General features: G+C 69.9%; 18 protein-coding genes and 1 riboswitch. Of the genes, 11 read left to right on the forward strand and 7 right to left on the reverse strand.

The features are described from left to right. The first annotated feature begins 4 nt into the window (after positions 1–4). Both ACQPXM_RS17225 and ACQPXM_RS17230 read left to right on the forward strand, forming a co-directional pair. Entirely contained in the window at positions 5–811 is an 807-nt protein-coding gene (locus tag ACQPXM_RS17225) for a metal-dependent hydrolase (protein ID WP_432949726.1), read from the forward strand. After that, entirely contained in the window at positions 808–1,542 is a 735-nt protein-coding gene (locus tag ACQPXM_RS17230) for a leucine-rich repeat domain-containing protein (RefSeq protein WP_432949728.1), read from the forward strand. Before ACQPXM_RS17225 ends, ACQPXM_RS17230 begins: the two co-directional genes overlap by 4 nt. Here the strand turns inward: ACQPXM_RS17230 and ACQPXM_RS17235 are convergent. From ACQPXM_RS17235 to ACQPXM_RS17245, 3 genes are all read right to left on the reverse strand, one after another. Continuing rightward, the gene (locus ACQPXM_RS17235) at positions 1,536–2,045 is read right to left on the reverse strand and encodes a hypothetical protein (RefSeq protein WP_432949730.1); all 510 of its coding nucleotides are present in this window, start codon (positions 2,043–2,045) and stop codon (positions 1,536–1,538) included. The genes ACQPXM_RS17230 and ACQPXM_RS17235 overlap by 7 nt on opposite strands. Before the next feature lie 73 nt (positions 2,046–2,118). Continuing rightward, a complete protein-coding gene (locus ACQPXM_RS17240) occupies positions 2,119–3,321 on the reverse strand; it encodes a hypothetical protein (protein WP_432949732.1) in 1,203 nt (400 codons plus the stop codon). 133 nt (positions 3,322–3,454) lie between these two features. Continuing rightward, entirely contained in the window at positions 3,455–4,630 is a 1,176-nt protein-coding gene (locus ACQPXM_RS17245; protein ID WP_432949734.1) for a hypothetical protein, read from the reverse strand. Between the two features lie 346 nt (positions 4,631–4,976). On the opposite strand from ACQPXM_RS17245, the gene dapA reads away from it, so the two are divergent. Genes dapA through ACQPXM_RS17260 form a run of 3 tightly spaced genes read left to right on the forward strand, consistent with a single transcriptional unit; the run spans position 4,977 to position 8,638 of the window. After that, positions 4,977–5,891, forward strand: a complete 915-nt coding sequence (dapA, locus tag ACQPXM_RS17250) for a 4-hydroxy-tetrahydrodipicolinate synthase (RefSeq protein WP_432949736.1) — start codon at positions 4,977–4,979, stop codon at positions 5,889–5,891. Next, the gene (locus ACQPXM_RS17255; RefSeq protein WP_432949738.1) at positions 5,888–7,582 is read left to right on the forward strand and encodes a ribonuclease J; all 1,695 of its coding nucleotides are present in this window, start codon (positions 5,888–5,890) and stop codon (positions 7,580–7,582) included. Before dapA ends, ACQPXM_RS17255 begins: the two co-directional genes overlap by 4 nt. Before the next feature lie 27 nt (positions 7,583–7,609). Further along, positions 7,610–8,638 carry a LacI family DNA-binding transcriptional regulator gene (locus ACQPXM_RS17260; protein ID WP_432949740.1) on the forward strand — a complete coding sequence of 343 codons (1,029 nt, stop codon included), beginning with the start codon at positions 7,610–7,612 and terminating at the stop codon, positions 8,636–8,638. Between the two features lie 18 nt (positions 8,639–8,656). Here the strand turns inward: ACQPXM_RS17260 and ACQPXM_RS17265 are convergent, their stop codons facing one another. After that, on the reverse strand, positions 8,657–9,715 hold the full coding sequence (locus ACQPXM_RS17265) for a fatty acid desaturase family protein (protein ID WP_432949742.1): 1,059 nt from the start codon (positions 9,713–9,715) through the stop codon (positions 8,657–8,659). A gap of 129 nt (positions 9,716–9,844) precedes the next feature. Beyond that, positions 9,845–10,555 carry a GAF and ANTAR domain-containing protein gene (locus tag ACQPXM_RS17270; RefSeq protein WP_432949744.1) on the reverse strand — a complete coding sequence of 237 codons (711 nt, stop codon included), beginning with the start codon at positions 10,553–10,555 and terminating at the stop codon, positions 9,845–9,847. A gap of 136 nt (positions 10,556–10,691) precedes the next feature. Between ACQPXM_RS17270 and ACQPXM_RS17275 the strand changes: the two genes are divergently transcribed. Beyond that, on the forward strand, positions 10,692–12,212 hold the full coding sequence (locus ACQPXM_RS17275; RefSeq protein ID WP_432949746.1) for an alkaline phosphatase D family protein: 1,521 nt from the start codon (positions 10,692–10,694) through the stop codon (positions 12,210–12,212). Between the two features lie 142 nt (positions 12,213–12,354). Beyond that, positions 12,355–14,406 carry a prolyl oligopeptidase family serine peptidase gene (locus tag ACQPXM_RS17280; RefSeq protein WP_432949748.1) on the forward strand — a complete coding sequence of 684 codons (2,052 nt, stop codon included), beginning with the start codon at positions 12,355–12,357 and terminating at the stop codon, positions 14,404–14,406. A gap of 89 nt (positions 14,407–14,495) precedes the next feature. Here ACQPXM_RS17280 and ACQPXM_RS17285 read toward each other — a convergent pair whose 3' ends face one another. Further along, entirely contained in the window at positions 14,496–15,860 is a 1,365-nt protein-coding gene (locus tag ACQPXM_RS17285) for an aminotransferase class V-fold PLP-dependent enzyme (protein WP_432949750.1), read from the reverse strand. A gap of 15 nt (positions 15,861–15,875) precedes the next feature. Further along, a riboswitch (SAM riboswitch) is annotated at positions 15,876–15,989 on the reverse strand. Positions 15,990–16,128: 139 nt separating this feature from the next. Between ACQPXM_RS17285 and ACQPXM_RS17290 the strand changes: the two genes are divergently transcribed. The 3 genes from ACQPXM_RS17290 (at position 16,129) to ACQPXM_RS17300 (ending at position 18,216) form a co-directional block, all read left to right on the forward strand. Beyond that, on the forward strand, positions 16,129–16,845 hold the full coding sequence (locus ACQPXM_RS17290; RefSeq protein WP_432949752.1) for a hypothetical protein: 717 nt from the start codon (positions 16,129–16,131) through the stop codon (positions 16,843–16,845). Positions 16,846–16,870: 25 nt separating this feature from the next. After that, a complete protein-coding gene (locus tag ACQPXM_RS17295) occupies positions 16,871–17,386 on the forward strand; it encodes a DinB family protein (RefSeq protein ID WP_432949754.1) in 516 nt (171 codons plus the stop codon). 62 nt (positions 17,387–17,448) lie between these two features. Continuing rightward, entirely contained in the window at positions 17,449–18,216 is a 768-nt protein-coding gene (locus ACQPXM_RS17300; protein ID WP_432949756.1) for a DUF4184 family protein, read from the forward strand. On the opposite strand, the gene ACQPXM_RS17305 is transcribed toward ACQPXM_RS17300, so the two are convergent. Continuing rightward, the gene (locus ACQPXM_RS17305) at positions 18,217–19,422 is read right to left on the reverse strand and encodes a hypothetical protein (protein WP_432949758.1); all 1,206 of its coding nucleotides are present in this window, start codon (positions 19,420–19,422) and stop codon (positions 18,217–18,219) included. It abuts the gene before it with no gap. Positions 19,423–20,022: 600 nt separating this feature from the next. Between ACQPXM_RS17305 and ACQPXM_RS17310 the strand changes: the two genes are divergently transcribed. Beyond that, positions 20,023–22,653 carry a DNA translocase FtsK 4TM domain-containing protein gene (locus ACQPXM_RS17310; protein ID WP_432949760.1) on the forward strand — a complete coding sequence of 877 codons (2,631 nt, stop codon included), beginning with the start codon at positions 20,023–20,025 and terminating at the stop codon, positions 22,651–22,653. Positions 22,654–22,656 lie beyond the last annotated feature (3 nt).

Raw genomic sequence — 22,656 nt, forward strand, 5'->3', positions numbered from 1 at the left:
CGTGATGGGGCGTTCGCATGCGTTGTCCGGCTGGTGCGCGGGTCTGGCCGTGGCGCCGATGGTGGGTCTGACGTCGGTGGCCGAGGTGGTGCCGTTCGCCGCCGCGACCGCGGGGTACGCGTTGCTGCCCGATCTCGACCACCCGGGCGCGAGCGCGTCCCGGTTGCTCGGACCGTTGACCGGCTTCGTCTCCAGCGTGATCCGGGCGGTGTCCGCCTTGCTGTACTCGCTGACCAAGGGGCCGCGCGACGAGGACAGCACGGGCCAGCACCGCCACTTCAGCCACACGGTGGTCGCGGCCGTCCTGCTCGGCTTCGCCACGTCGACGGCGGGCGCGGCCGGTGGGTGGCGCACGGTCCTGGCGATCGCGCTGCTCGGACTGATCCTCGCGGCCGACGTACTGGGTGACTGGGTGCTGGCGGTTGTTGTCGCGGCCGGCGCGTGGACGATCACGGGCACCTGGCTGCCGGGGACCTCGGCTGTGGAGGCCCTGCGCGGCGGCCTGGACGAGATCGGCAGCTGGATCGGGGCGGCCGTTGCCGTCGGCATGTTCGTGCACTGCCTCGGTGACAGCCTGACCCGCTCGGGCTGCCCGTGGCTGTGGCCGCTGCCGATCCGCGGCGAAACCTGGTACGAGATCCGCCTGCCCAGGCTGCTGCGCTTCCGCACCAACGGCCCGGTCGAGAACCTGCTGATCGCCCCGGCACTGGTGGTCGGCAGTGTTCTCCTGCTGCCCGGCGCACTGGCGCTGGTCGCGGAGCTGGCCACAACGATCTGGTCGACGACCTCGGTCTGGATGGCCGGCCGATGAAGCGGACGGTCAACCTCGGCGAGACCGGCCTGGCGGAGCTCGACGCGGCGCTGCGCGAGCACACCGGTTTGCGCGAGCTGTACCTGCATGGCAACCAGCTCACCAGCCTGCCGGACTGGATCGGCGATTTCGCCGAGCTCCGGATCCTCGACCTGAGCCATCAACCACTGGCCTCGCTGCCGTCGACGCTGGGGCACCTGACGAGCCTGGAGTTCCTCTACGGCAGCGACCTCGCGCTGAAGGTCCTGCCCGACTCCCTCGGCGACTTGAGTTCGCTGCTGTATCTCGGTGCCACCGACAACGGTCTCACCGAGGTGCCCGAATCGCTCGGACGCCTGACCGAGCTCGTCGAGCTGCGCCTCTACGGCAACGAACTCACCACTCTGCCCACCTCGTACGGCGACCTGTCGGCACTCCGCGAACTCCATCTCGACCGCAACCCGCTGGTCGAGCTACCCGGCACGTTCGACCAGTTGACCGAGCTGCGCGTGGTCAGCCTGCGCGGCGCCGCGCTGACCGACTTCCCGGTGGCGCTCAGCCGGCTCCCGAACCTGCGGCACCTGGACCTCCGCGCGAACCGGATCACCCGGCTCCCGGATCTCGACCCGGACGCGTTCCCGGCGCTGGAGAAGCTCGACCTGCGCTGGCTCGACCTCACCGTCGTACCGGAGTGGGTGCATGCGCTGACCCGGCGCGGCTGCCTGGTGTACCGGACTGCCGCCGGTCAGTAGTCCTGCGGGCGCCCGGTCAGGTACGACGGAACGCCGCGCGCCTCGAGCGCCGCGGCGAAGCGTTGCTGGTTGCGGGCGCCGGGCAGAACCTCCAGCGCCACCAGCGGAAGCGCCAGCACCGCGCCGACCAGCACGACCCAGAAGCTGTCGACGACGAAGGCGAGCGGTAGCGAGATCAGGAAAACCGCCTCGCAGATCGCGAACCGCACAAACGTCGAGGAGGTGAAGCGCCGCCACGACTCGGCCTCGACCTCGGCCGGCCTTCCGCCGTGTTCCAGCGGTGCCGCGCGGAAGCCGATCAGTTCGCACAGCGAGTACGCGCCAGCGGCGACGGCCAGCACCACCAACGGCGCCCAGACCGGCGGGAACGGGCCGAGCCCGTCGGCGGCGAGCACGAACCACAGCGCGAGGGTGATCAGCGGGATGGCCAGCAGCATCGTCCGGACGACCAGCGTCAGTGAGGTGGCGGCAGCCGGGCGGGATGCGTTCAGGGGGTTCGACACGGAGCAGACGCTAGCGGCTCGTGGCGTCCCCCCGAGGTGGACACCACGAGCCGCGACGACTCAGTTGCGCGGTTTACGCGTCCGGCGCGACCAGTTCGGGCAGCTTCTGGTCGAACTGGCTCGCGAAGGTCAGCGACGGCAGCACGTGTCCTTGGTTCGCCGCACCGGCCGCCACGGCGTACCCCCACTGGGCCGCGGCGAGCCGCTGCTTGTGCGTGCCGTGGTGGTTGCCCGAGCTGAAGTTGCAGTCGCCGAGCTGGAAGAAGACCTGGTCGAACTCCTGGATCCGCTTCCACTGCAGCGCGTCGCCGCGCGCGTGGGTGAGGAAGTACGACGCGAACGCGTCCGCCATCAACTCGGTCCGGCGGGTGGCTTCGGCCCCGGTGAGGGTGGTCTGGAACAGGCCACGCTGGAACTGGATGTGGTGCCCGTACTCGTGGGCGAGGATCGCCTGCGCCGTCACGTCGTCGTACCCGAGGGCCTGGAACGCGGTCAGGATGCCGTCGCCCATCAGGATCGAGGCCGGCACCACGCCGAAGCCGGGAATGGTCTGGCCGGCGAACGCGAACGCGTTGAAGCTGAAGAACGGGTGGTTGCCGTAGTCGAACTTCTCCTGGTTCATCGCGGTCACCACCTCTTCGGTGTACGCGGTGGCGGTCGCCTCCGGCAGGCCGTAGGCGACGTGGAAGATCCGGTACATCTTGGCCCGGTCGAGCAGCACGCTGCCGTGCAGCGGCACCACGTGCTCGATGCCCTCGGCACGGATGTCCCAGAACTTGCCCAGGTCGCGGAAGGCGTGTGTGGTCGGCAGTGTGAATTCACCGTTCACCCCGAACTGCGCCCCGGCCTCGCCCGGCCAGAGCAGCGCGTCGTAGAAGATCGGGTCGTACCAGCGGATCGCGTCGACGAGTTGGACGTCTTCCGGCGTCCAGTCGGCGCGTTGGGCCACGCTCCAGTCCCGGACCGGTGTGGACGGGTTGCAGCGGTAGTCGGCGGGGTTGAGCGCCGCGTCGATCAGCGGGTCGAACTCGTCACCGCCGAGCCTTTCCTTCAGCTCGGCGGTCGGTAGACCTACCGGCTTCAGAGCCTTCAGCTTGGTGGCGAGCGCCAGCGTCGCGGCCGGGCTGATGGCCGCGCCGGTACTGGGCGCGTCGGTGCCGGACCCTGCCTGCGCGGACGCCGTGGCGGTGGCCAGGGCGGGCGACGAGGTGGCCGCGAATCCGCCGGTCAGCGTCAGCGCGAGCAGGATCGCGGATCCGGCGAGGGACTTCTTCATGCCGTACTCCTAGGCAGAACGTCGAAAGTGGGTCGATCTGGGCAGGGGAGGGCTCGTGGGTGACCGACTCAGGGGAGTGGGACTTTCGGTCACCCACGAGCGAGCGGGGGCTCCGGCGGCGGGCCCGGGCCGGTCAGTTGGCGTCGGGTGCGACCAGTTCCGGCAGCTTCGCGTCGAACCGGGCGGCGAACGTCAGGCTGGGAAGGATGTGGCCCTGGTTCGGGGCGCCGGTCACGACGCTGTAGGCCCAGGTCGCCGTCCGGGCGCGCTGGTTCGGGGTGCCGTGATGGCCGGCATTGGCGAAGTCGCAGTCACCGATGCCGTAGAACAGGTCGGTGAACAGCTGCACGCGCTTCCACTGCATGCTCGCGCCGCGGGAGTGGGCCAGGTAGTACGCGGCGAACGCGTCGGCCATCAGTTCGGTCCGCCGGGTCGCCTCCGCGCCGGTCAGCGGCGAATCGAACAGGTTGTTCTCGTACTGGATGTGGTGGCCGAACTCGTGCGCCAGGATCGCCTGCGGCGCCACGTCGCCCAGCCCGACCGCCTGGTAGGCCTGCAGGATGCCGTCGCCCATCACGATCTGGTCGGGCAGCGCGGCCAGCGCCGGATCGGGGTCGCCCTCGCCGGTGAACGCGTAGGCGTTCATGCTGAGCACCGGGTGGTCGCGGAACTTCGGCTGCGACGCCCACGTGGAGAACATGTCGGCCCAGTACGCGGCGTCGAAGTCGTTGCGGTGCAGCACGGTCCGGAAGGTCCGGTAGAGCGCGTCACGGTCGGCCATGATGGCGCTGTGCATCGGCCGCATCTGGATGTCGGCGGACTCGATGTCCCAGAACGGCCGCAGGTCGCGGTACGTGTGGGTGATCGCGGTGGTGAACTCGCCGTTCAAGCCGTACGGGGAGTCCTGCGGGGTGTTGATCATGCTCGCGTAGCCGGCCAGGTTCGTCAGCGCGGCAGCGAACGCGAACAACAGATCCATCTGGGTCCAGTCGGTGATCGTGCCCGCCACCCAGTCGGTGAGCGGCGTGCTCGGCGAACACTCGTAGGCGTTGGGGTCGATGGCCCGCAGCACGGCCGCCTGCAGGGCGGGGTGCTCGTGGATGCCGTGCCGCTCGTTGGCGGCGGTGGCCGCGGCGAGCAGGTCGGGACCGAGCAACCGGCGCGCCTGGTCCGCGATCGATTCGGAGGTGGCGGTGGTGACCGCCGGGGCGGGGGCGTCCGTCGTCGGGACGGCCTGGGCAGGACCCGCCGCGAACGCGGACAGCGCGAGCGTGGCGATGGCGATCGGCCAGGCCAGATGCTTGTTCATGGTTCTCCTTCACTACGCCGGGGGAGCGGCCGGCTGGGACTAGGCATCAGCCTGCGCCCGGCCGATAGCAGTGGCGAGCCTCTACGGCTGGCGGAATCCGGCATGGCAGGAATCTGACCGTGACATCTTTGTGCCGCCCGCTGAGCCCGGATTTCGCTGCGGAGAGTGAAATCGATCGACGCAGCGTATTTCCAGAAAGTTTTTCTGACTTTTTCGCCGATTGCTGTAACGACTCCTGGGGCCGGGCCGATAGGACGAGTGAGCCTGGTGGCTGCCCGGACCCCCGAGCGGACAGCCACCAGGCCTACTCATTTCCTGAGGCGCTCGGAGCGGTAATCTGACCCCCATGTCCTCAAGCGCAACCTCCGCCGTGGTGGAGCCGCCGTTCGGCCGGCTGACCACCGCGATGATCACCCCGTTCAGGCCCGACGGCTCACTCGATCTGGACGCTGCGCAGAAGGTCGCCGGACACCTGGCAGACCAGGGCAACGACGCCCTGATCGTGAACGGCACCACCGGCGAGGCGCCGACCACCTCCGACGCCGAGAAGGACCAGCTGGTCCGCGCCGTGCTGGAGGCCGTCGGTGATCGCGCGCGCGTCATCGCCGGCGTCGGCACCAACGACACCGCCCACACGATCGAGCTGGCGAAGGCCGCCGAAGCCGCGGGCGCGCACGGGCTGCTCGTCGTCACGCCGTACTACAACAAGCCTCCGCAGGAAGGCCTGAAGGCCCACTTCACCGCCGTCGCCGACGCGACCGGCCTGCCGAACCTGCTGTACGACATCCCCGGACGCTCCGGCGTCGAGATCAGGACCGAGACGCTGATTTCGCTGGCCGACCACCCGCGGATCGTCGCGGTCAAGGACGCCAAGGGCGACGTCGCCGCCGCCACCAAGGTGATGGCCAACACCGACCTGGCCTACTACTGCGGCGCCGACGAGCTCAACCTCGCCTGGCTGTCGATCGGCGCGGTCGGCATCGCCAGCGTGGTCGCGCACGCCGCCAGCCCGGCGTACCGGCAGCTGATCGACGCCGCGGTCGCGCAGGACCTGGTCACGGCGCGGGAGATCGACCGGCGGCTGATCCCGGCGGTCGAGGCGATCATGACCCGGACCCAGGGCGCGATCATGGTGAAGGCCGCCCTGAAGCTGCTCGGCGTGATCGAGCACGCGACCGTCCGGCTGCCCCTGGTCGAGGCGACCACCGCGCAGGTGGACGCGCTGACCACCGATCTCAAGACGTCAGGACTGGTTGCATGAGTCATCCCCACCCCGACCTGGCCGCCCCGGAACCACTGGCCCCCGGCGCGCTGCGGGTGATCCCGCTCGGCGGCCTCGGCGAGGTCGGTCGCAACATGACCGTCTTCGAGTACGACGGCAAGCTGCTGATCGTCGACTGCGGTGTGCTGTTCCCGGACGAGAACCAGCCCGGTGTCGACCTGATCCTCCCGGACTTCCAGCCGATCCGGGAGCGTTTGCACGACATCGTGGCGGTCGTCCTGACCCACGGCCACGAGGACCACATCGGCGGCCTGCCGTATCTGCTGCGCGAGCGCGGCGACATCCCGGTGCTCGGGTCGCAGCTGACGCTGGCACTGCTCGACGGCAAGCTGCGCGAGCACCGGCACCGCAACGTGCCGCAGCAGACCGTGGTCGAGGGCGAGACGGTCCGGCTCGGGCCGTTCGAGTGCGAGTTCGTCGCGGTCAACCACTCGATCCCGGACGCGCTCGCGGTGGCGATCCGGACGCCGGCCGGGATGGTCCTGCACACCGGCGACTTCAAGATGGACCAGCTGCCGCTGGACAACCGGATCACCGACCTGCGCGCGTTCGCCCGGCTGGGGGAGGAAGGCGTCGACCTGTTCTGCGTCGACTCCACCAACTCCGAGGTGCCCGGCTTCACCACTCACGAGCGCGACATCGCGCCGGTGCTGGACCGGGTCTTCACCAACGCGAAGAACCAGCGCATCATCGTGGCCTGCTTCGCCAGCCACGTGCACCGCGTCCAGCAGGTGATGGACGCCGCGGTCAAGCACCACCGCAAGGTCGCGTACGTCGGCCGCTCGATGGTCCGCAACATGGCCGTCGCGCGGGACCTCGGCTTCCTGACCGTGCCCGGCGAGACGCTGATCGACATGCGCGAGCTGGACGACTACCCGCCCGAGCAGGTGGTGCTGGTCTCCACCGGGTCGCAGGGCGAGCCGATGTCGGCGCTGTCGCGGATCGCGGCCAACGACCACCACGTCGTGCACATCCAGCCCGGCGACACCGTCGTCCTGGCCTCCTCGCTGATCCCGGGCAACGAGAACTCGGTCTACCGGGTGATCAACGGCCTGACCCGGCACGGCGCGAACGTGATCCACAAGGGCAACGCGCTGGTGCACGTGTCCGGCCACGCGTCGGCCGGTGAGCTGCTCTACTGCTACAACATCGTCAAGCCGCGCAACGTGATGCCGGTGCACGGCGAGATCCGGCACCTGCACGCGAACGCCGCGCTGGCCCGGCAGACCGGCGTACCGGCCGAGAACGTCGTGGTCGTCGAGGACGGCGTGGTGGTCGACCTGGTCGGCGGCAAGGCGGTGGTGGCCGGCAAGGTCGAGTGCGGTTACGTGTTCGTGGACGGCTCGACGGTCGGCGACATCACCGAGACCTCGCTGAAGGACCGGCGGATCCTCGGCGACGAGGGTTTCATCTCGGTGATCGCCGTGATGGACTCCGTGACCGGCAAACTGACCGCGGGACCGGAGATCCAGGCCCGCGGGTTCGCCGAGGACGACACCGTCTTCGACGACCTGAAGCCGAAGATCGAGGCGGAGATCGAGAAGGCGATCGGCAGCGGCGTGGACGACATGTACCAGCTGCAGCAGGTGATTCGCCGGGTGGTCGGCAAGTGGGTGAGCGATACTCACCGCAGACGGCCGATGATCATCCCGGTCGTCGTGGAGAGCTGACCAAGCGGTGGAAGGGGTGGGCCAGGCATGAGTGTCACTGGTGTCAACGGAGCCGGGCAGCGCCGGCCCACCATGAAAGAGGTCGCCGCGCGGGCGGGTGTGGCGCTGAAGACCGTGTCGCGGGTGGTCAACGAGGAGCCGAACGTCAGCCCCGAGCTGACCGCGAAGGTCCAGGCCGCGATCAAGGAGCTCAACTACACGCCGAACGAGTCGGCCCGGATGCTGCGCCGCGGCCGGACCGGCACGATCGCGGTGGTCATCCGCGACATCGGTGACCCGTTCTTCGCCTCGCTCGGGCGCGCGGTCGAGCTGTGGGCCCGTTCCAGCGGTTCGGTGGTGATGATCGGCCTGACCGACGAGGACCCCGAACGTGAGCGCGACGTCTGCCTGGAGTTCGTCGCCCGGCGGCCCGACGCGCTGATCATGGCGCCGATCGGGGAGACCCAGGACTACCTGGCCCCGCACGTCGACGCCGGGATGGCGGTGGTCACGATCGACCGTCCCGCGCACGGCATCGAGGCGGACGCCGTACTGGCCGACAACGCCGGCGGCATCGACCAGGCGATCGACCACCTGGTCCGCCAGGGGCACCGCCGGATCGCCTATCTGGGGGACGACGAGCGGATCTTCACTGCCCGGGAGCGTGTCGTCGCCTACCGCGCGGCGATGGCCCGGCACCGGATCGAGGTCGACGAGGACTTGGTGCACCTGTCCGAGCCGACCACCGAGGGCATCGGGATCACGCTGTCCGCCGTACTGGACCGGCCGGAGCCGGCGACCGCGTTGCTGTCGGCCAACAACATGACCACCGCCGAGGTGCTGCGCGGGATGGCCGGGCGCCGCGACCGCGTCGCCCTGGTTTCCTTCGACGACCTCGCGCTGGGCGACCTGCTCAGCCCGGGGCTCACCGCGGTTGCCCAGTCGGCTGACGTGATGGCTCGGACCGCGATCCAGCTGATGACCGAACGCCTGCCCGAGCCCCACCGCCCGGGACGCACGGTGCGCGTCCCGGTCAAGCTCACGATCCGGGGCTCGGGGGAGATCCCGCCGGGCTAGGGTCTGTCTGGGGCCTGCCTAGGGCGTGCGGTACATCGCGGTCAGCGGGCACTGGAACGGGTCGCGCGCCCGCAGACCGACGTTGTTCAGGTAGTCGATCACGATCTTGTACGACTCCCCGAGACCGACCTCGGTGTACTTCACGTTGTGCTTGGCGCAGTACTCGCGCACGATCGGGCGCACGTGGCGCAGCGTCGGCCGCGGCATGCTCGGGAACAGGTGGTGCTCGATCTGGTAGTTCAGGCCGCCCATCAGGAAGTCGATCACGACGCCGCCGCGGATGTTGCGCGACATCAGGACCTGGCGGCGCAAGAAGTCCAGCTTCATGGTGGCCGGGACCAGCGGCATGCCCTTGTGGTTCGGGGCGAAGGACGCACCGAGGAAAACACCGAAGACGGCGAGTTGGAGACCGAGGAACGCGGCCGCCTTGCCGGGCGGGAGCACCAGGAACAGCGCGGCGACGTACAGACCGAGCCGGGAGATGATGACGCCGCCCTCGACGCGCTCGACCTTGCTCGCCCCACGCCGGAACACATGCTGCAGCCCAGAGACGTGCAGGCTCAAGCCCTCCAGGGTCAGCAGCGGGAAGAACAACCAGCCCTGCCGGTCACCGAGCCACTTGACCAGCCCGGTACGCCGCGCGACGTGGTCGGGGGTGAACGCGATCACGCCGATGGCGATGTCGGGGTCCTTGGTGAGCTGGTTCGGCGCGTTGTGGTGCTTGTTGTGCTTGCCGCGCCACCAGTGGATGCTCATGCCGGCCAGACCGCCGGCCAGGATCCGGGCCGTCCACTCGTTCCAGGCCGCCGAGTCGAAGATCTGCCGGTGGGCGCTGTCGTGGCTGAGGAAGGCGACCTGGACCAGCACCATGGCCAGCGCTCCGGCCATCAGCAACTGGAACCACGAGTTGCCGAGCAGCACGAACCCGGTGACGATTCCGGCCAGCGCCAGCACCACGAGGCCGATCCGGGTCCAGTAGTAGGCGTACCGGCGGCGCAACATGCCGAGGTCTCGAACGGTGTGGGACAGGTCGGTGTACAGACTCGTGAACCGCTGCTGCGGACGCGAATCGTCCATGACGGTCTGTGACAAAGAAAACGCCTCGTTCCCTGGAGTGCATCGATCGATGCGCTACCGGGGTCCGGGGCAGCGCCACGAATGAGTGGCTGGTGACTCAACGGAACCACAGCACGGCGCGACACACAACTAATGGGCCAGCAGTGCAGAAGTTTGCAACGATCCCTCGAGCACTCCGTGCGCCACGACGGTCAGGCCCTGGCCGGTCCGGCGGGCGTAGGCGCGCATCGCCGCGAACGCGTCGGTGGTCGACAGGCCGGCTCGCCCGGCCAGCATGCCCTTGGCCTGCTCGATCTGGACCCGGCTGTCCAGCGCGTGCTGGAGCTGCCCGGCCAGCTCGACGTAGCCGCGCATCTCGCGCTCGTGCAGCAGGCCGATGGTGGCCATGTCGGCGAGCGCCTGGCCGAGCGCGGCGTCGTCGGGATCGAGCGGAGCGGCGTCGCTGCGGTAGAGGTTCATCACACCGATCACCTGGCCGCGCAACCGCAGCGGGAGGGCGTGGGCGGACTGGTAACCGCCGGCGGTCGCGACGGCGGACAGCTCGGGCCACCGGGTGATGTCGGCGTCGATCACCGGCTGACCGGTCCGGAAGCACTCCAGGCACGGTCCCTCGTCGTGCTGCAGCTCGACCAGTTCGAGCAGCTCGGCCTGGTCGTCGGACGACGCCATCACGTGCAGCAGGCCGTGGTCGTCGGCCAGCATCAGCCCGGCCGCGTCGATCGTCAGCAGCTCGACGCTCGCCTCGGCCAGCACCCCGAGGAAGTCGACCAGGTCGAACTCGTCGACCAGGGTGTCGGCCAGCAGCACGAAGACCTGCGCGAGGCGGCGTTCCCTGGTCATGGGGCAATCGTCCCTGGCCTGGCAACCCGCGCCAACAGCGGGCCCTGCTGGCGGGCGTGGCGCGAGGTGGGCGAGTTGTCGGTCAGTTCGCCTCGCGGTCACGCCGGCGTCATTCACGAGGAGCATCTTCGGCAGCATGAACTTGAGCCGCCGCCAGCTCTTGGCCGCATCCACCGTGGCGAGTGCCTCGCTCGCCGTTCCCGGCGTCGCCGCCGCCGCGCCGTCCGTCGTACGGCGTGATCGTCCGGCCCTGCCGTCGGGCCTGATGAGCGGGGACGTCACCGCGAACTCCGCCGTCGTCTGGTCACGCACCGACCGCCGGTCCCGCCTCGTCGTCGACCTGACCAGCCACGGCCGGTTCGACCGGGCGATCCGGCTGCGCGGGCCGGTCACCGGGCCGGACGACGACTTCACCGCCCAGCTCCCGTTGAAGGGGCTGCGGCCGGGGCAGCGCTACGACTACCGGGTCGCCTTCGAGGACGCGTACGGCCGGCGTGGCGAGAGCCTCCAGGGATCGTTCAGCACGCCGGGCCGCAACCGCGCCGTCAGCTTCGTGTGGACCGGCGACACCGTCGGCCAGGGCTGGGGCATCAACCCCGACCTCGGCGGCATGGTCGCCTACCGCGCGATGCACCGCACCGACCCGGACTTCTTCCTGCACTCCGGCGACAACATCTACGCCGACGGCCCGATCGAGGCCGAGGTGAAGGTGGCCGACGGCACGGTCTGGAAGAACGTGGTGACCGAGGAGGTCGCGAAGGTCGCCGAGACGCTGGCCGAGTACCGCGGCCGGTACAAGTACAACCTGCTCGACCACAACGTGCGCGACCTGTACGCCGACGTACCGATCGTCAGCCAGTGGGACGACCACGAGACGGTCAACAACTGGTACCCGGGCGAGATCCTGACCGACCCGCGCTACACCGAGAAGCGCGTCGACGTACTCGCGGCCCGGGCTCGCAAGGCGTTCCTCGAATACTTGCCGATCGCGCACCAGGGTGGCCGCGACCGGGTCTACCGCAAGGTGAGCCACGGCCCGCTGCTCGACGTGTTCTGCCTGGACATGCGGACCTACCGCGACGCGAACCCGGCGCCAGGCGTCGCCGGTCCGGTCGCGATCCTCGGCCCCGAGCAGGCCGCCTGGCTGGTCCGCGAGGTGGCCGCGTCGAAGGCGGCGTGGAAGGTGATCGCCAGCGACATGCCGATCGGCGTCCTGGTGCCGGACGGCTCGGAGATCGAGGCGGTCGCGAACGGCGTCGCCGGTGCTCCGGGTGGCCGCGAGCACGAGATCGCCTGGGTGCTCAGCCAGTTCAAACGCCGCAAGGTCAAGAACACCGTCTGGCTGACCGCGGACGTGCACTACTGCGCCGCCCACCACTACGACCCGGCGCGGGCCGCGTTCACCGACTTCGACCCGTTCTGGGAGATCGTCGCCGGGCCGATCAACGCCGGCACCTTCGGCCCGAACGCGCTGGATTCGACGTTCGGCCCGAAGCTGGAGTTCGTGAAGGCGGCCGACTTCCCGAACCAGCCGCCGAGCGGCGGCAACCAGTTCTTCGGCCACGTCGAGATCGACCCGCGAACCGAGGTCTTCACGGTCTCGCTGCGCGACCTGCACGGCACGGTGCTGTGGCGCAAGGACCTGCCGCCTGCCTGACCACATTGGGGAACGGCCCATCCGATCCGGCTTCCGGCGCCTGCGCGGGATGCCGCCCACCGGGATCCGGATCGGATGGGACGGACGGGCACGAGGGAAAACCGTCGGCAGCGGCAGGCCTGGGCGAGCTAGGTTTGAGCGCATGGATTACCCGTCGAGTCGCCGCGACGACGTCGTTGACCTGCTACACGGCCGCGAGATCGCCGATCCCTACCGCTGGCTGGAGGACCCGGACTCCACCGACACCAAGGACTGGGTGACCCGGCAGAACGCGTTCACCGAGGCCGAGTTGGCGTCGTACGAGGAACGGGCGTGGTTCCAGCGGACGATGAGCGCGATCCTGGCCCGGCCGCGGGCCGGCGTACCGGTGCGCAAGTCCGGCTGGTACTTCGTCGGCCGCAACGACGGCACCCAGGCCCAGGACGTCGTGTACGTCGCGGAGTCGCTTGCTGAGCTGCTCGCCGGCGGCCGGGTGCTGATCGACCCGAACACGCTGTCCGAGGGCGGCACCGACTCGCTCGGCACCTTCACCGTGAGCCCGGACGGCAAGTACTTCGCGTACGGCGTCAACGAGAGCGGCAGCGACTGGATCACCTTTCGACTGCTGGAGATCGCCACCGGCGACCAGGTCGACGACGTGGTGCGCGAGGCCAAGTTCAGCGAGGCGACTTGGCTGCCGGACTCGTCGGCGTACCTGTACGTGCACTACCCGTCGGGCGGTCGCAGCGAGGGCACCGAGACGAAGGCGCTGGGGGCCGGCGAGCTCAAGCTGCACCGGATCGGCACGCCGCAGAGCGAGGACGAGCTGGTCCTCCGGCTGCCGAACGAGCGGCTCTACTTCGAGGTCGAGGTGACCGAGGACGACCGGTACGTCGTGCTGCACATCTTCGAGGGCACCGACCCGCGGACCCGGCTGTGGGTCTACCCGATCCAGGACGGCGGGCTGGGCGAGCCGGTCAAGGTGATCGACGAGTTCGCCTACGAGGCGACCTTCGTCCGGATGGCCGGCAACCGGCTCATCCTCCGGACCGATCGCGACGCCCCGCGCGGGCGGGTGGTCAGCAGCGACCTGGCCGCCTCGTTCGTCGACGTGATCCCCGAAGGGTCGTCGACGCTGGTCGAGGTGCACGGTACGGCGTACGGCCTGGTCACCGTGTCGCTGGTCGACGCCCAGCCGGTTGTGACGCTGTACGACCTGGACGGCGGGAACCCGCGCGTCGTGGAGCTCGGCGAGGGCGGTCTGGTCGCGCTGAACGCCAGCGCCAAGTCGGACGAGGTGTTCGTCGGCTTCTCCTCGACGGTCGAGCCGACCGTCGCGTATGCCGTGTCGGCCTCTGACGGCTCTGTGCAGGTGCTGCGGGAGTTGGTGCCCGTTGGCGCGTCGTACACGCCTCCGGCGGTGACTGTGTCGCGTCGCCTGGAGCCCGACCGCCAGGTGCCGTACTACGTGATCAGCCGCAGCGATCTGCCGCTCGACACACCGCGGCCGACGCTGCAGTGGGGCTACGGCGGCTTCCGCATCCCGGTCTTCGCCGACTACCGGCCGGGCTGGGCCGCCTGGCTTGAGGCCGGGGGAGTGCTGGTGATCACCAACCTGCGCGGTGGCGGCGAGTTCGGCAGCGAGTGGCATGACGCGGGCCGGCTGAAGAACAAGCAGAACGTCTTCGACGACTTCATCGCGGTCGCCGAGCACCTGTGCGCGACTGGTGTGACGACACCGGCCCAGCTGGCGATCCACGGCCGGAGCAACGGCGGTCTGCTCGTCGGCGCGGTGATGACTCAGCGGCCGGACCTCTTCGCCGTCGCACTGCCGGGCGTCGGCGTACTGGACATGCTGCGGTTCCACCTGTTCACCGTGGGAGCAGGCTGGGCGTCGGACTTCGGGCTGCCCGACGACCCTGCGCAGTTCGAGGATCTGCTCGCCTACTCACCACTGCACAACCTGCGCGAGGGGACGGCGTACCCGGCCACGCTCGTGGTCACCGGTGACCACGACGACCGGGTGGTGCCGTTGCACAGCCACAAGTTCGTCGCCACGCTGCAGCACGTGCAGGCGGGCGATGCTCCGGTTCTGGCCAGGATCGAGGTCGACACCGGCCACGGGTTCGGGAAACCCGCCGCCATGGTCGCGTCGGAGTGGGCCGACCTGCTGGCGTTCGCCGCTCACCACACAGGTCTGAAGCCGGAGCTGTAGCACTCACCAACCCTTGCCCATGGGCGCTGCAGGTGGCCTCGCCGAGCGGTGGGTCGGCCGGTGTCAGCGGGTTGGTGAGTGGTGGAGGTTCACCAGATCCGGGGAGCCTCGAGATCGCGCGGGTCGTCGCTCGGCTGGCAGCCGTGCGCGGACTCGGTGTACTCGGTCCGGGGGCCCTGGCCGGCCAGCGTGCGGATCGCGCCGACGAGGCGGTCGACGTGCTCGCGGGTCGTGCCCAGGCCCAGCGTGGCGCGGACCGCCGTACCGTGCTCGGGGGAGTTCTGCAGCAGGTGACCGACCAGCGGGTGCGCACAGAACTTGCCGTCCCGGACGCCGATCCCGTACTCGGCCGACAGTGCCGCGGAGACCAGGGTGGAGCTGAGGCCCTCGACGGTGAAGCAGACGGTGCCCACGCGGTCTGCCTCGGCGCCGAAGATGTCGTACGTCGTGACGCCAGGAATTTGGGCGAGACCGGTGCGCAGGCGGGCGAGCAGGTTGCGCTCGTGCTGCTCGATCGCGTCGCGGTGCTTGCTGATCGTGGCGCAGGCCGCCGCGAGGGCGATCGCGCCGATGACGTTGGGGGAGCCGCCTTCGTGGCGGGCCGGGCCCTCGTTCCAGACGGTGAGGTCGCCAGTGACCGCGGCGGTCGCGCCACCGCCGTACAGGTAGGGGTCGGCGGCGTTCAGCCAGTCGGCGCGACCGATCAGCGCGCCGGCGCCGTACGGGGCGTAGAGCTTGTGGCCCGAGAGGGTGACCCAGTCGACGTCCAGCTGCTCGATGTCCACCTCGCGGTGCGGGGCGAGCTGGGCGGCGTCCAGGCAGATGCGGGCACCGTGGGCGCGGGCGACAGCGGCCAGCTCGGCGATCGGGAAGATCTCGCCGGTCACGTTGCTCGCGCCGGTGACGACGACCAGGCGCGGTCCTTCGGGCGCTTGGCGCAGAGCGTCGGCGACGGCCGTGACGGCTGCGTTGCTGGAGGCCGGGGCAGGCAGCCGGACGGTCCGCTCGGCCGGCCAGGGGAGCAGGGCCGCGTGGTGCTCGGACTCGAACACGATCACGGTCGCGTCGGCCGGGACCGCCTTGGCCAGCAGGTTGAGGGCGTCGGTGGTCTGCCGGGTGAAGATGACCTGGTCGTCTTGGCGGGCGCCGACGAAGGCGTGCACCTCGTCGCGAGCCCGCTCGTACCACTGGGTGGTGATCCGCGAGGCGTACCCGTTGCCACGGTGCACCGACGCGTACGACGGCAGCGCGGCCTCGACCGTGCGCCGGACCGACTCCAGACACGGCGCGCTCGCGCCGTGGTCGAAATTCGCGTAGTCGGTGACCCGGCCGTCGGCCAGCGGGACCAAGAGGTCGGCGCCGACGGTGGTGGGAATGGTGCCGGTGGTGAGCCGGGCGACGGGCGGCCGCTGAGCGGTGCTGGTGGCCGGCTCGAGAATGGAGAGGATCGACATGCTGCTGCTCCCGGAAATCCGCACTTGCCGAACGGGGTGTCCGCACGGCCTGGTCCTCACCCGGGGCACCCCACCGCGGTGGAGGGTTGCCGTCCAGCTAGCCGGGGCTTGTCGCTGGCTCTCATGACCTGCCGAAGACGGTAACCAAGGAGTGGCTGGATGCGCCAACACCTATCTCATTGTGTGAGATTGTCTGCCGGATCGTGAGATGCGGAACCTGGCGTGGTGCGGGCGGCGTCGTACTCGGTAGGTGAGGGGGTGGTGACCGATGGCGTGGTGGGGGCGGCCGAAGTGCCCGGTGCGGGCCGAGGAGCAGCTGTGGATCGAGGAGTCGCTGGACTGGTTGACCCGCGAGTTCGGGGCTGAGGTTCTGCGGCGCCCGGTCGTGCTGCCTTCGGTGGAGTTCTTCCCGGCGGGCTACACCGGTTCCGAGGCGGATGTGCGTGCGGTTTTCGCGACGGTCGCCGGGCTGGTCGGCGTACCGGTGGAGCGGGTGGTGCTGGAGCTCGAGCCGGACGACGCGTTCGACGAGCTGGTCGACGAGTTGCCGGTGGCAATGAGTTCGCACGGCGCGGCGGCGCACTGGCGGCGCCGGGACGGCGAGTCGGTGATCGCCGTCGAGCTGGCGAAGGCGCGTGAGCCGGTGGCGCTGGTCGCGACGATCGCGCACGAGCTGGGCCATGAGCGACTGCTGGGGGAGGGACGCCGGGATCCGGGCCGGCGCGACGACGAGCCGCTGACCGACCTGTTCACGGTGTTCTTCGGGTTCGGGATCTTCACCGCCAATGCTGCCTTCGAGCACAGCCGGTCCCAGTCGGGTTGGCGCACCAGCCGGCTCGGCTACCTGACGGAACCGATGTACGGCTATGCGTTGGCGCGCTATGCGTGGCTGCGGGGAGAGGTCGATCCCGCGTGGGCCGCGCGGCTTGACACGAATCCGCGGGCGTACCTGAAACAGGGGCTCAAATACTTGGGTGCGAACTGATCCGGCCACAGGGCAGGATGCGGGGATGACTTGGACCGCCCCTGCCGTCGAGCGCCCGTCCGGATCGCTCGTGGCACCCGAGCGCGATTTGCTGGCCGGCTATCTCGACTTCTATCGCCACACCCTGCTCCACAAGTGCGCCGGCCTGACCGCCGAACAGCTCGCCGAGCGCAGCGCACCGCCGTCGACGCTGTCGCTGCTCGGGCTGATCCGGCACGCGCGCAAGGTCGAGCGGATCTGGTTCCGCATCCACTTCGCCGACGACCCCGCCGAACCGGTCTTCGATCCCGCGCTGGGCAAGGACGCGGACTTCGAGCTGACGGACCCGGCGAACGCTCGAGCGGAGTACGAGGCGCTCGTCGACGAGTGGAAGCTGTCGGACGCGTCCGTGGCCGGGCGTTCGCTGGACGACCGCTTCACGTTCTCCGGCCAGGAGTCGACGCTGCGGATGATCTACATCCACCTCATCGGCGAGTACGCCCGACACTGCGGCCACGCCGACCTGCTCCGCGAACACCTGGACGGCGTCACGGGGGCTTGACCGGCCTGGATTGATTGCTGTGAGTTGATTGCTTTGAGCCCCTAGGCGCCTACGCTGCGGCGGTGCCCTTCCCGCTGGCCCACCCGGCCGCCGTCCTTCCGCTGCTACGGCACCCCTTTGTGCCCTCAGCCCTGGTCGCCGGGGCGCTGGCCCCCGATCTGCTCTACCTCGGCCCGCTCTACACGTTCGCCACCCGCTACATCCACGGCAACTTCACGCTGACCCTCACCCACGAGTTCACCTCAGCACTGTGGCTCGACCCGCTGCTCGCGCTGTTGGCGCTGCTCGTCTTCCACCTGCTCCTCAAGCGCCCACTGATCGCCCTGACGCCGCCTTCCCTCGCGGGCCGACTCCCAGCACCTCAACGCCCCAGCCTTCTCTGGACCGTCGTCTCGGTCTTCGTCGGTGCCTTCACCCACGTGCTGTGGGACTCCTTCACCCATGGCGACGGCTACTTCGTCCAACACTGGTCGTGGCTCAGCACCGCGATCACGCCCGCCTGGGACGTCAACCGCGTCCTCCAGTACGTCAGCAGCGTCGGCGGCATCGTCGCCATCGCGATCTACCTGCTCTTCTGGTGGTGTCGCACAACCGCTCGCCCCAGCGAGGACGGAATCACCCCCGCCGCCCGGTACGTCGTACTGGCGGCCGCCTGCGCCCTGGCCTTGGCGTTCGCCGCTCTCACGGTGATGCGCGCCGCCGCGGAGTCCGACGAACTGGTCGGCGAGGCCGTCGTACGGTTCGCGCTCACCGGGCTCGCGTCGGGAGCCGTCGCGGCCCTCGCCGTGTACGCGTTGGTCTGGCAGGTACTGCGGCTCCGGCGTACCTGATCAGCTCCGGGCGCCGAGCAGTCTGACGTTGTTCCGCCCGTACCGGTCGAGGGGAAGTGCCGCCTCGCAAGTCCCGGTCGCGATGCTGCAGCGGATGATGCCGACCGGCGTCTGCTCGCCCGAGTCGACGACCATCAGCAGGTGGTCGTCGTCCTCGGCGATCGCCATCACGAACTCGGGTCCCACCCACTGCCGCCGGACCTGGCCGGTGGTCGAGTCCAGCGCCGCCGTGAGTGGTTCGGCTCCGCCGCCCCGGAAGTCCTCGCTCGCGACGACGGTCCGGTCGTCCGGCGTGAACCCGTCCAGCGAGTAGTCACAGGTCCGGAACCTCCGCTTGCCGGTTGCGAGTTCGGTGACGGCACTGCAGAAGGTCTGCGCGGCGCCGCTCACGAAGTCGGCCGCCGCCGTCCCCGCGGTGTCGAGTCCTTCGAGGCTGCGCACGGTTTTCACCGCCGTCACCTGCCCGGTCTTGGAGTCCCACCGGTAGTAGGTCTCCGGCGCCGGATACCCCTTGCCTTCGGCACCGAAATAGACGATGTCCCCGCGTACCGCCAGCACCTGGGTACGCCCGTACTCGGCCCGCTTCAACGACCGCTGGACGAGCTCGCTGTCCCGCGAGTCGACCCAGTAGACCGCGCTCTTGTCCTCCACGGCGTACGCGGCCAGGTCTTCCTCGGGCGAACCGACCAGGCTGGTCACGCCGGCGACCCGGCCAGGCAAGAAGGCCTCGCCGTACGGCTCGAGTCTTCTCAGCTCGCTGGTGAAGTCGCCGGACGAAAGCATCACGAGCAGTCCACCGCCGAACCGCACGACGTCCGTGATCGGTTGCTTGCCGGGAATCTCGGCGTTCGGCCCGGTCCCGCCGCGCACAGTTCGGTCGACCAGATAGGCCATCTGCGGGCCACGCCCCAGCGGCAGCCGACTCAGGTCGACCTTCACGTCTGCCGGTGGGGCCGCCGTGCCCGCAGCCGGCGTCGGCACCTGCTGGCTGGACGACGATGGCGTCGCGGTCGCAGTCGTCGGCACCTCCTGGTTGGTCGACCGCGGCGTCGCCGTTGCCGCCGTCGGCGCCGCGTTCGACAGCGGACCCGCCACGCTGACGCTCTGCCGAGGCTCCTGCCGGAACGCCACCGACCCGCCGATGATCGCCGCCGCCACGGTCAGCCCCACGACCATCACGACGAGCCGAACCCGTACCTTCTTCACCCTCGCCACCTTCACGTCGAACACCCTGAGGTCGGATGCCGCTCACACCGGTTCGGTTCGGCCCCGGCCCCGACTTTCTCGAGTCGTCCCGCGGTGCTCGATCCCGTGCTTGCTCAGCCCACATTCGCTCCGTAGCCGCGCGCAGCTGCACTTTCGCTCAGACCGCCGCGCTCGATCCCGCGGTCCGCCGCGCTCGCTCAGCCGCGCTCGCTCAGCCGCGCTCGGTCAGCCGCCTCGCTCAGCCGCGCTCGGTCAGCCGCCGCGCTCGATCCCTGCTCGCTCAGCCGCCTCGCTCAGCCGCGCTCGCTCAGCCGCGCCCGGTCCGCCGCACTCGATCCCGCGCCCGATCCGCCGCGCTCGGCCGGCTTCGCGGCGCCCAGCGCCTTGGCCGCACTCGGTCGGCCGCACTCACGATCCCGGCCCGCCCAGCGACGCTACACCGCCGCCCGGTCATTCTGAGACGCGACCGATGACGCCGCCTGATCGCGCTGCGTCGCGACGGTTGGGGCGGCTTGGTCACGCTGTGACGCGACGGATGGGGCAGCGTGACCGGCGTGTGACACGTGTGACTCGAGTGGTCCTCGGGGTAGCCTGCTAGACATGGCGACCCGCACGTCTTCCCCGGCGCGGGCGCAGAAGTCGGCAGCCAATCGCCCGAGTTCGGCGCGATCGGCGGCCGGTGGACGCTCCCGTCCGTCAGGCGCCCAGAAGCGTGGGCAGAGCGCGAAGCGCGGTGGCAGCACCGCCGCGCGGACCAGCACGCCCAAAACCGGTGGGGGAGCGGGCCCGTTCGCGGCCGCGATGATCGCCCTGGGCCGTGGCCTGATCAAGGTCTGGCTCGGTTTCGCCCACCTGCTCGGCAGCATCGTGCGCGGCGTCGGCAACGGCGCCCGCGACCTCGATCCCGCGCACCGCCGCGACGGCGCCGGTCTGGCGCTGATCGGACTGGCCGTGATCGTCGCGGCCGCGATCTGGTGGACTCTGCCCGGCGCGGTCGGCGACGCCATCCGCACGGTCGTCAGCGGCAGCGTCGGCATGCTCGGCTGGGCCGTGCCGCTGATGCTGATGTTCATCGCGCTCCGCACGCTGCGCCACCCCGATCGCAACGGCCCGGCCGGTCGCCAGGTCATCGGCTGGACCTCCATCTCGCTCGGCATCCTCGGCCTGGTCCACATCGCGCACGGCATCCCGCGGCCGAGCGAAGCGGGCGACCCGCCGCTGCAGGACGCCGGCGGCGCGATCGGTTACGTCGTCTCGTCGCTCCTGTCCGATCTGCTCACTCAGTACGTCGCCTCGCCGCTGCTGGTCCTGCTGACGATCTTCGGCGCGCTGGTGGTCACCGGCACGCCGATCTACGCGATCCCGCTGCGCGTCCGCGCCGCGTTCGATGTACTGCTCGGACGCACAGAGATCCCCGCCGACGCTCCGTCGGTGACCGCCGGGACCGACGACACGGTCCGGCTGACCCGCAAGGAGCGCCGGGCCAAGGCCGCGCTCGACGACGACGGCGACCCCACCGTCAAGCCGTACGACTCGCCGGTGCTGGAGGGTCGCGAGATCTCCAAGCGCGGCCGCAAGACCAAGCCCCCGGTGGAAGAGGACCCGTACGACGTCGACGGCGAGCACGACGCCTCCGACCCGATCGCCGCGTCGACCGCCGCCGCCTCGGCTGCGTCGTCGAAGTCGGGCAAGCTCGAGTCCGCGCCGGAGCCGCCGCCGCACACGCCGCTGCCGCAGCGCGTCGAGCAGCTGAGCCTGTCCGGCGACATCACCTACACGCTGCCCGACGGTCAGATCCTGAAGCCGGGTTCGGTGCACAAGGCGCGGACCAAGGCGTCCGACGCGGTCGTCGACCGGCTGACCGAGGTGTTCGACCAGTTCGGCATCGACGCGCAGGTCACCGGCTACACCCGTGGCCCGACGGTCACCCGCTACGAGGTCGAGCTCGGCTCGGCGGTGAAGGTCGAGAAGGTCACCGCGCTGAGCAAGAACATCGCGTACGCGGTGGCGTCGGCCGACGTGCGGATCCTGTCGCCGATCCCGGGCAAGTCCGCGATCGGCATCGAGATCCCGAACGTCGACAAGGAGATCGTCAGCCTCGGCGACGTGATCCGGTCGGCGACCGCCCGCAACGACCACCACCCGATGGTGGCCGGGCTGGGCAAGGACGTCGAGGGCGGTTTCGTGGTCGCGAACATGGCCAAGATGCCGCACCTGCTGGTCGCCGGCGCGACCGGCTCCGGCAAGTCGTCGTTCGTGAACTCGCTGATCACCTCGGTACTGATGCGGGCCACGCCCGACGAGGTCCGGATGATCCTCGTCGACCCCAAGCGGGTCGAGCTGAACAACTACGAGGGCATCCCGCACCTGATCACGCCGATCATCACCAACGCCAAGAAGGCCGCCGAGGCGCTGCAGTGGGTCGTCCGCGAGATGGACATGCGCTACGACGACCTGGCGGCCTTCGGGTTCCGGCACGTCGACGACTTCAACAAGGCGGTCCGCGGTGGCAAGGTCAAGCCGCCGCCGGGCAGCGAGCGCGTCCTCACGCCGTACCCGTACCTGCTGGTGATCGTCGACGAGCTGGCCGACCTGATGATGGTCGCGCCCCGCGACGTCGAGGACTCGATCGTCCGGATCACCCAGCTGGCCCGCGCGGCCGGCATCCACCTGGTGCTGGCCACCCAGCGGCCGTCGGTGGACGTCGTGACCGGTCTGATCAAGGCGAACGTGCCGTCCCGGCTGGCCTTCGCGACCTCGTCGCTGGCTGACAGCCGGGTCATCCTGGACCAGCCGGGCGCGGAGAAGCTGGTCGGGCAGGGTGACGGCTTGTTCCTGCCGATGGGCGCGAGCAAGCCGATGCGTATCCAGGGTTCGTGGGTCACCGAGAACGAGATCCGCGCGGTGGTCGAGCACTGCAAGGAACAGCTGCAGCCGACGTACCGCGAGGACGTCACCGCTGTCGCTGGTCCCAGCAAGGACCTGGACGACGAGATCGGCGACGACCTCGACCTGGTGATCCAGGCCGCGGAGCTGATCGTGTCGACGCAGTTCGGTTCCACATCGATGTTGCAACGCAAGCTCCGGGTCGGTTTCGCCAAGGCGGGCCGCCTGATGGACATCCTGGAGAGCCGGGGAGTGGTCGGGCCGAGCGAGGGCTCCAAGGCCCGCGACGTCCTGGTCAAACCGGACGACCTTGAGGATTTCGTCGCCACCCTGCGAGGAGAGTGAGCC

Source organism: Kribbella sp. CA-253562, assembly GCF_050942265.1.
Classification (GTDB): domain Bacteria; phylum Actinomycetota; class Actinomycetes; order Propionibacteriales; family Kribbellaceae; genus Kribbella.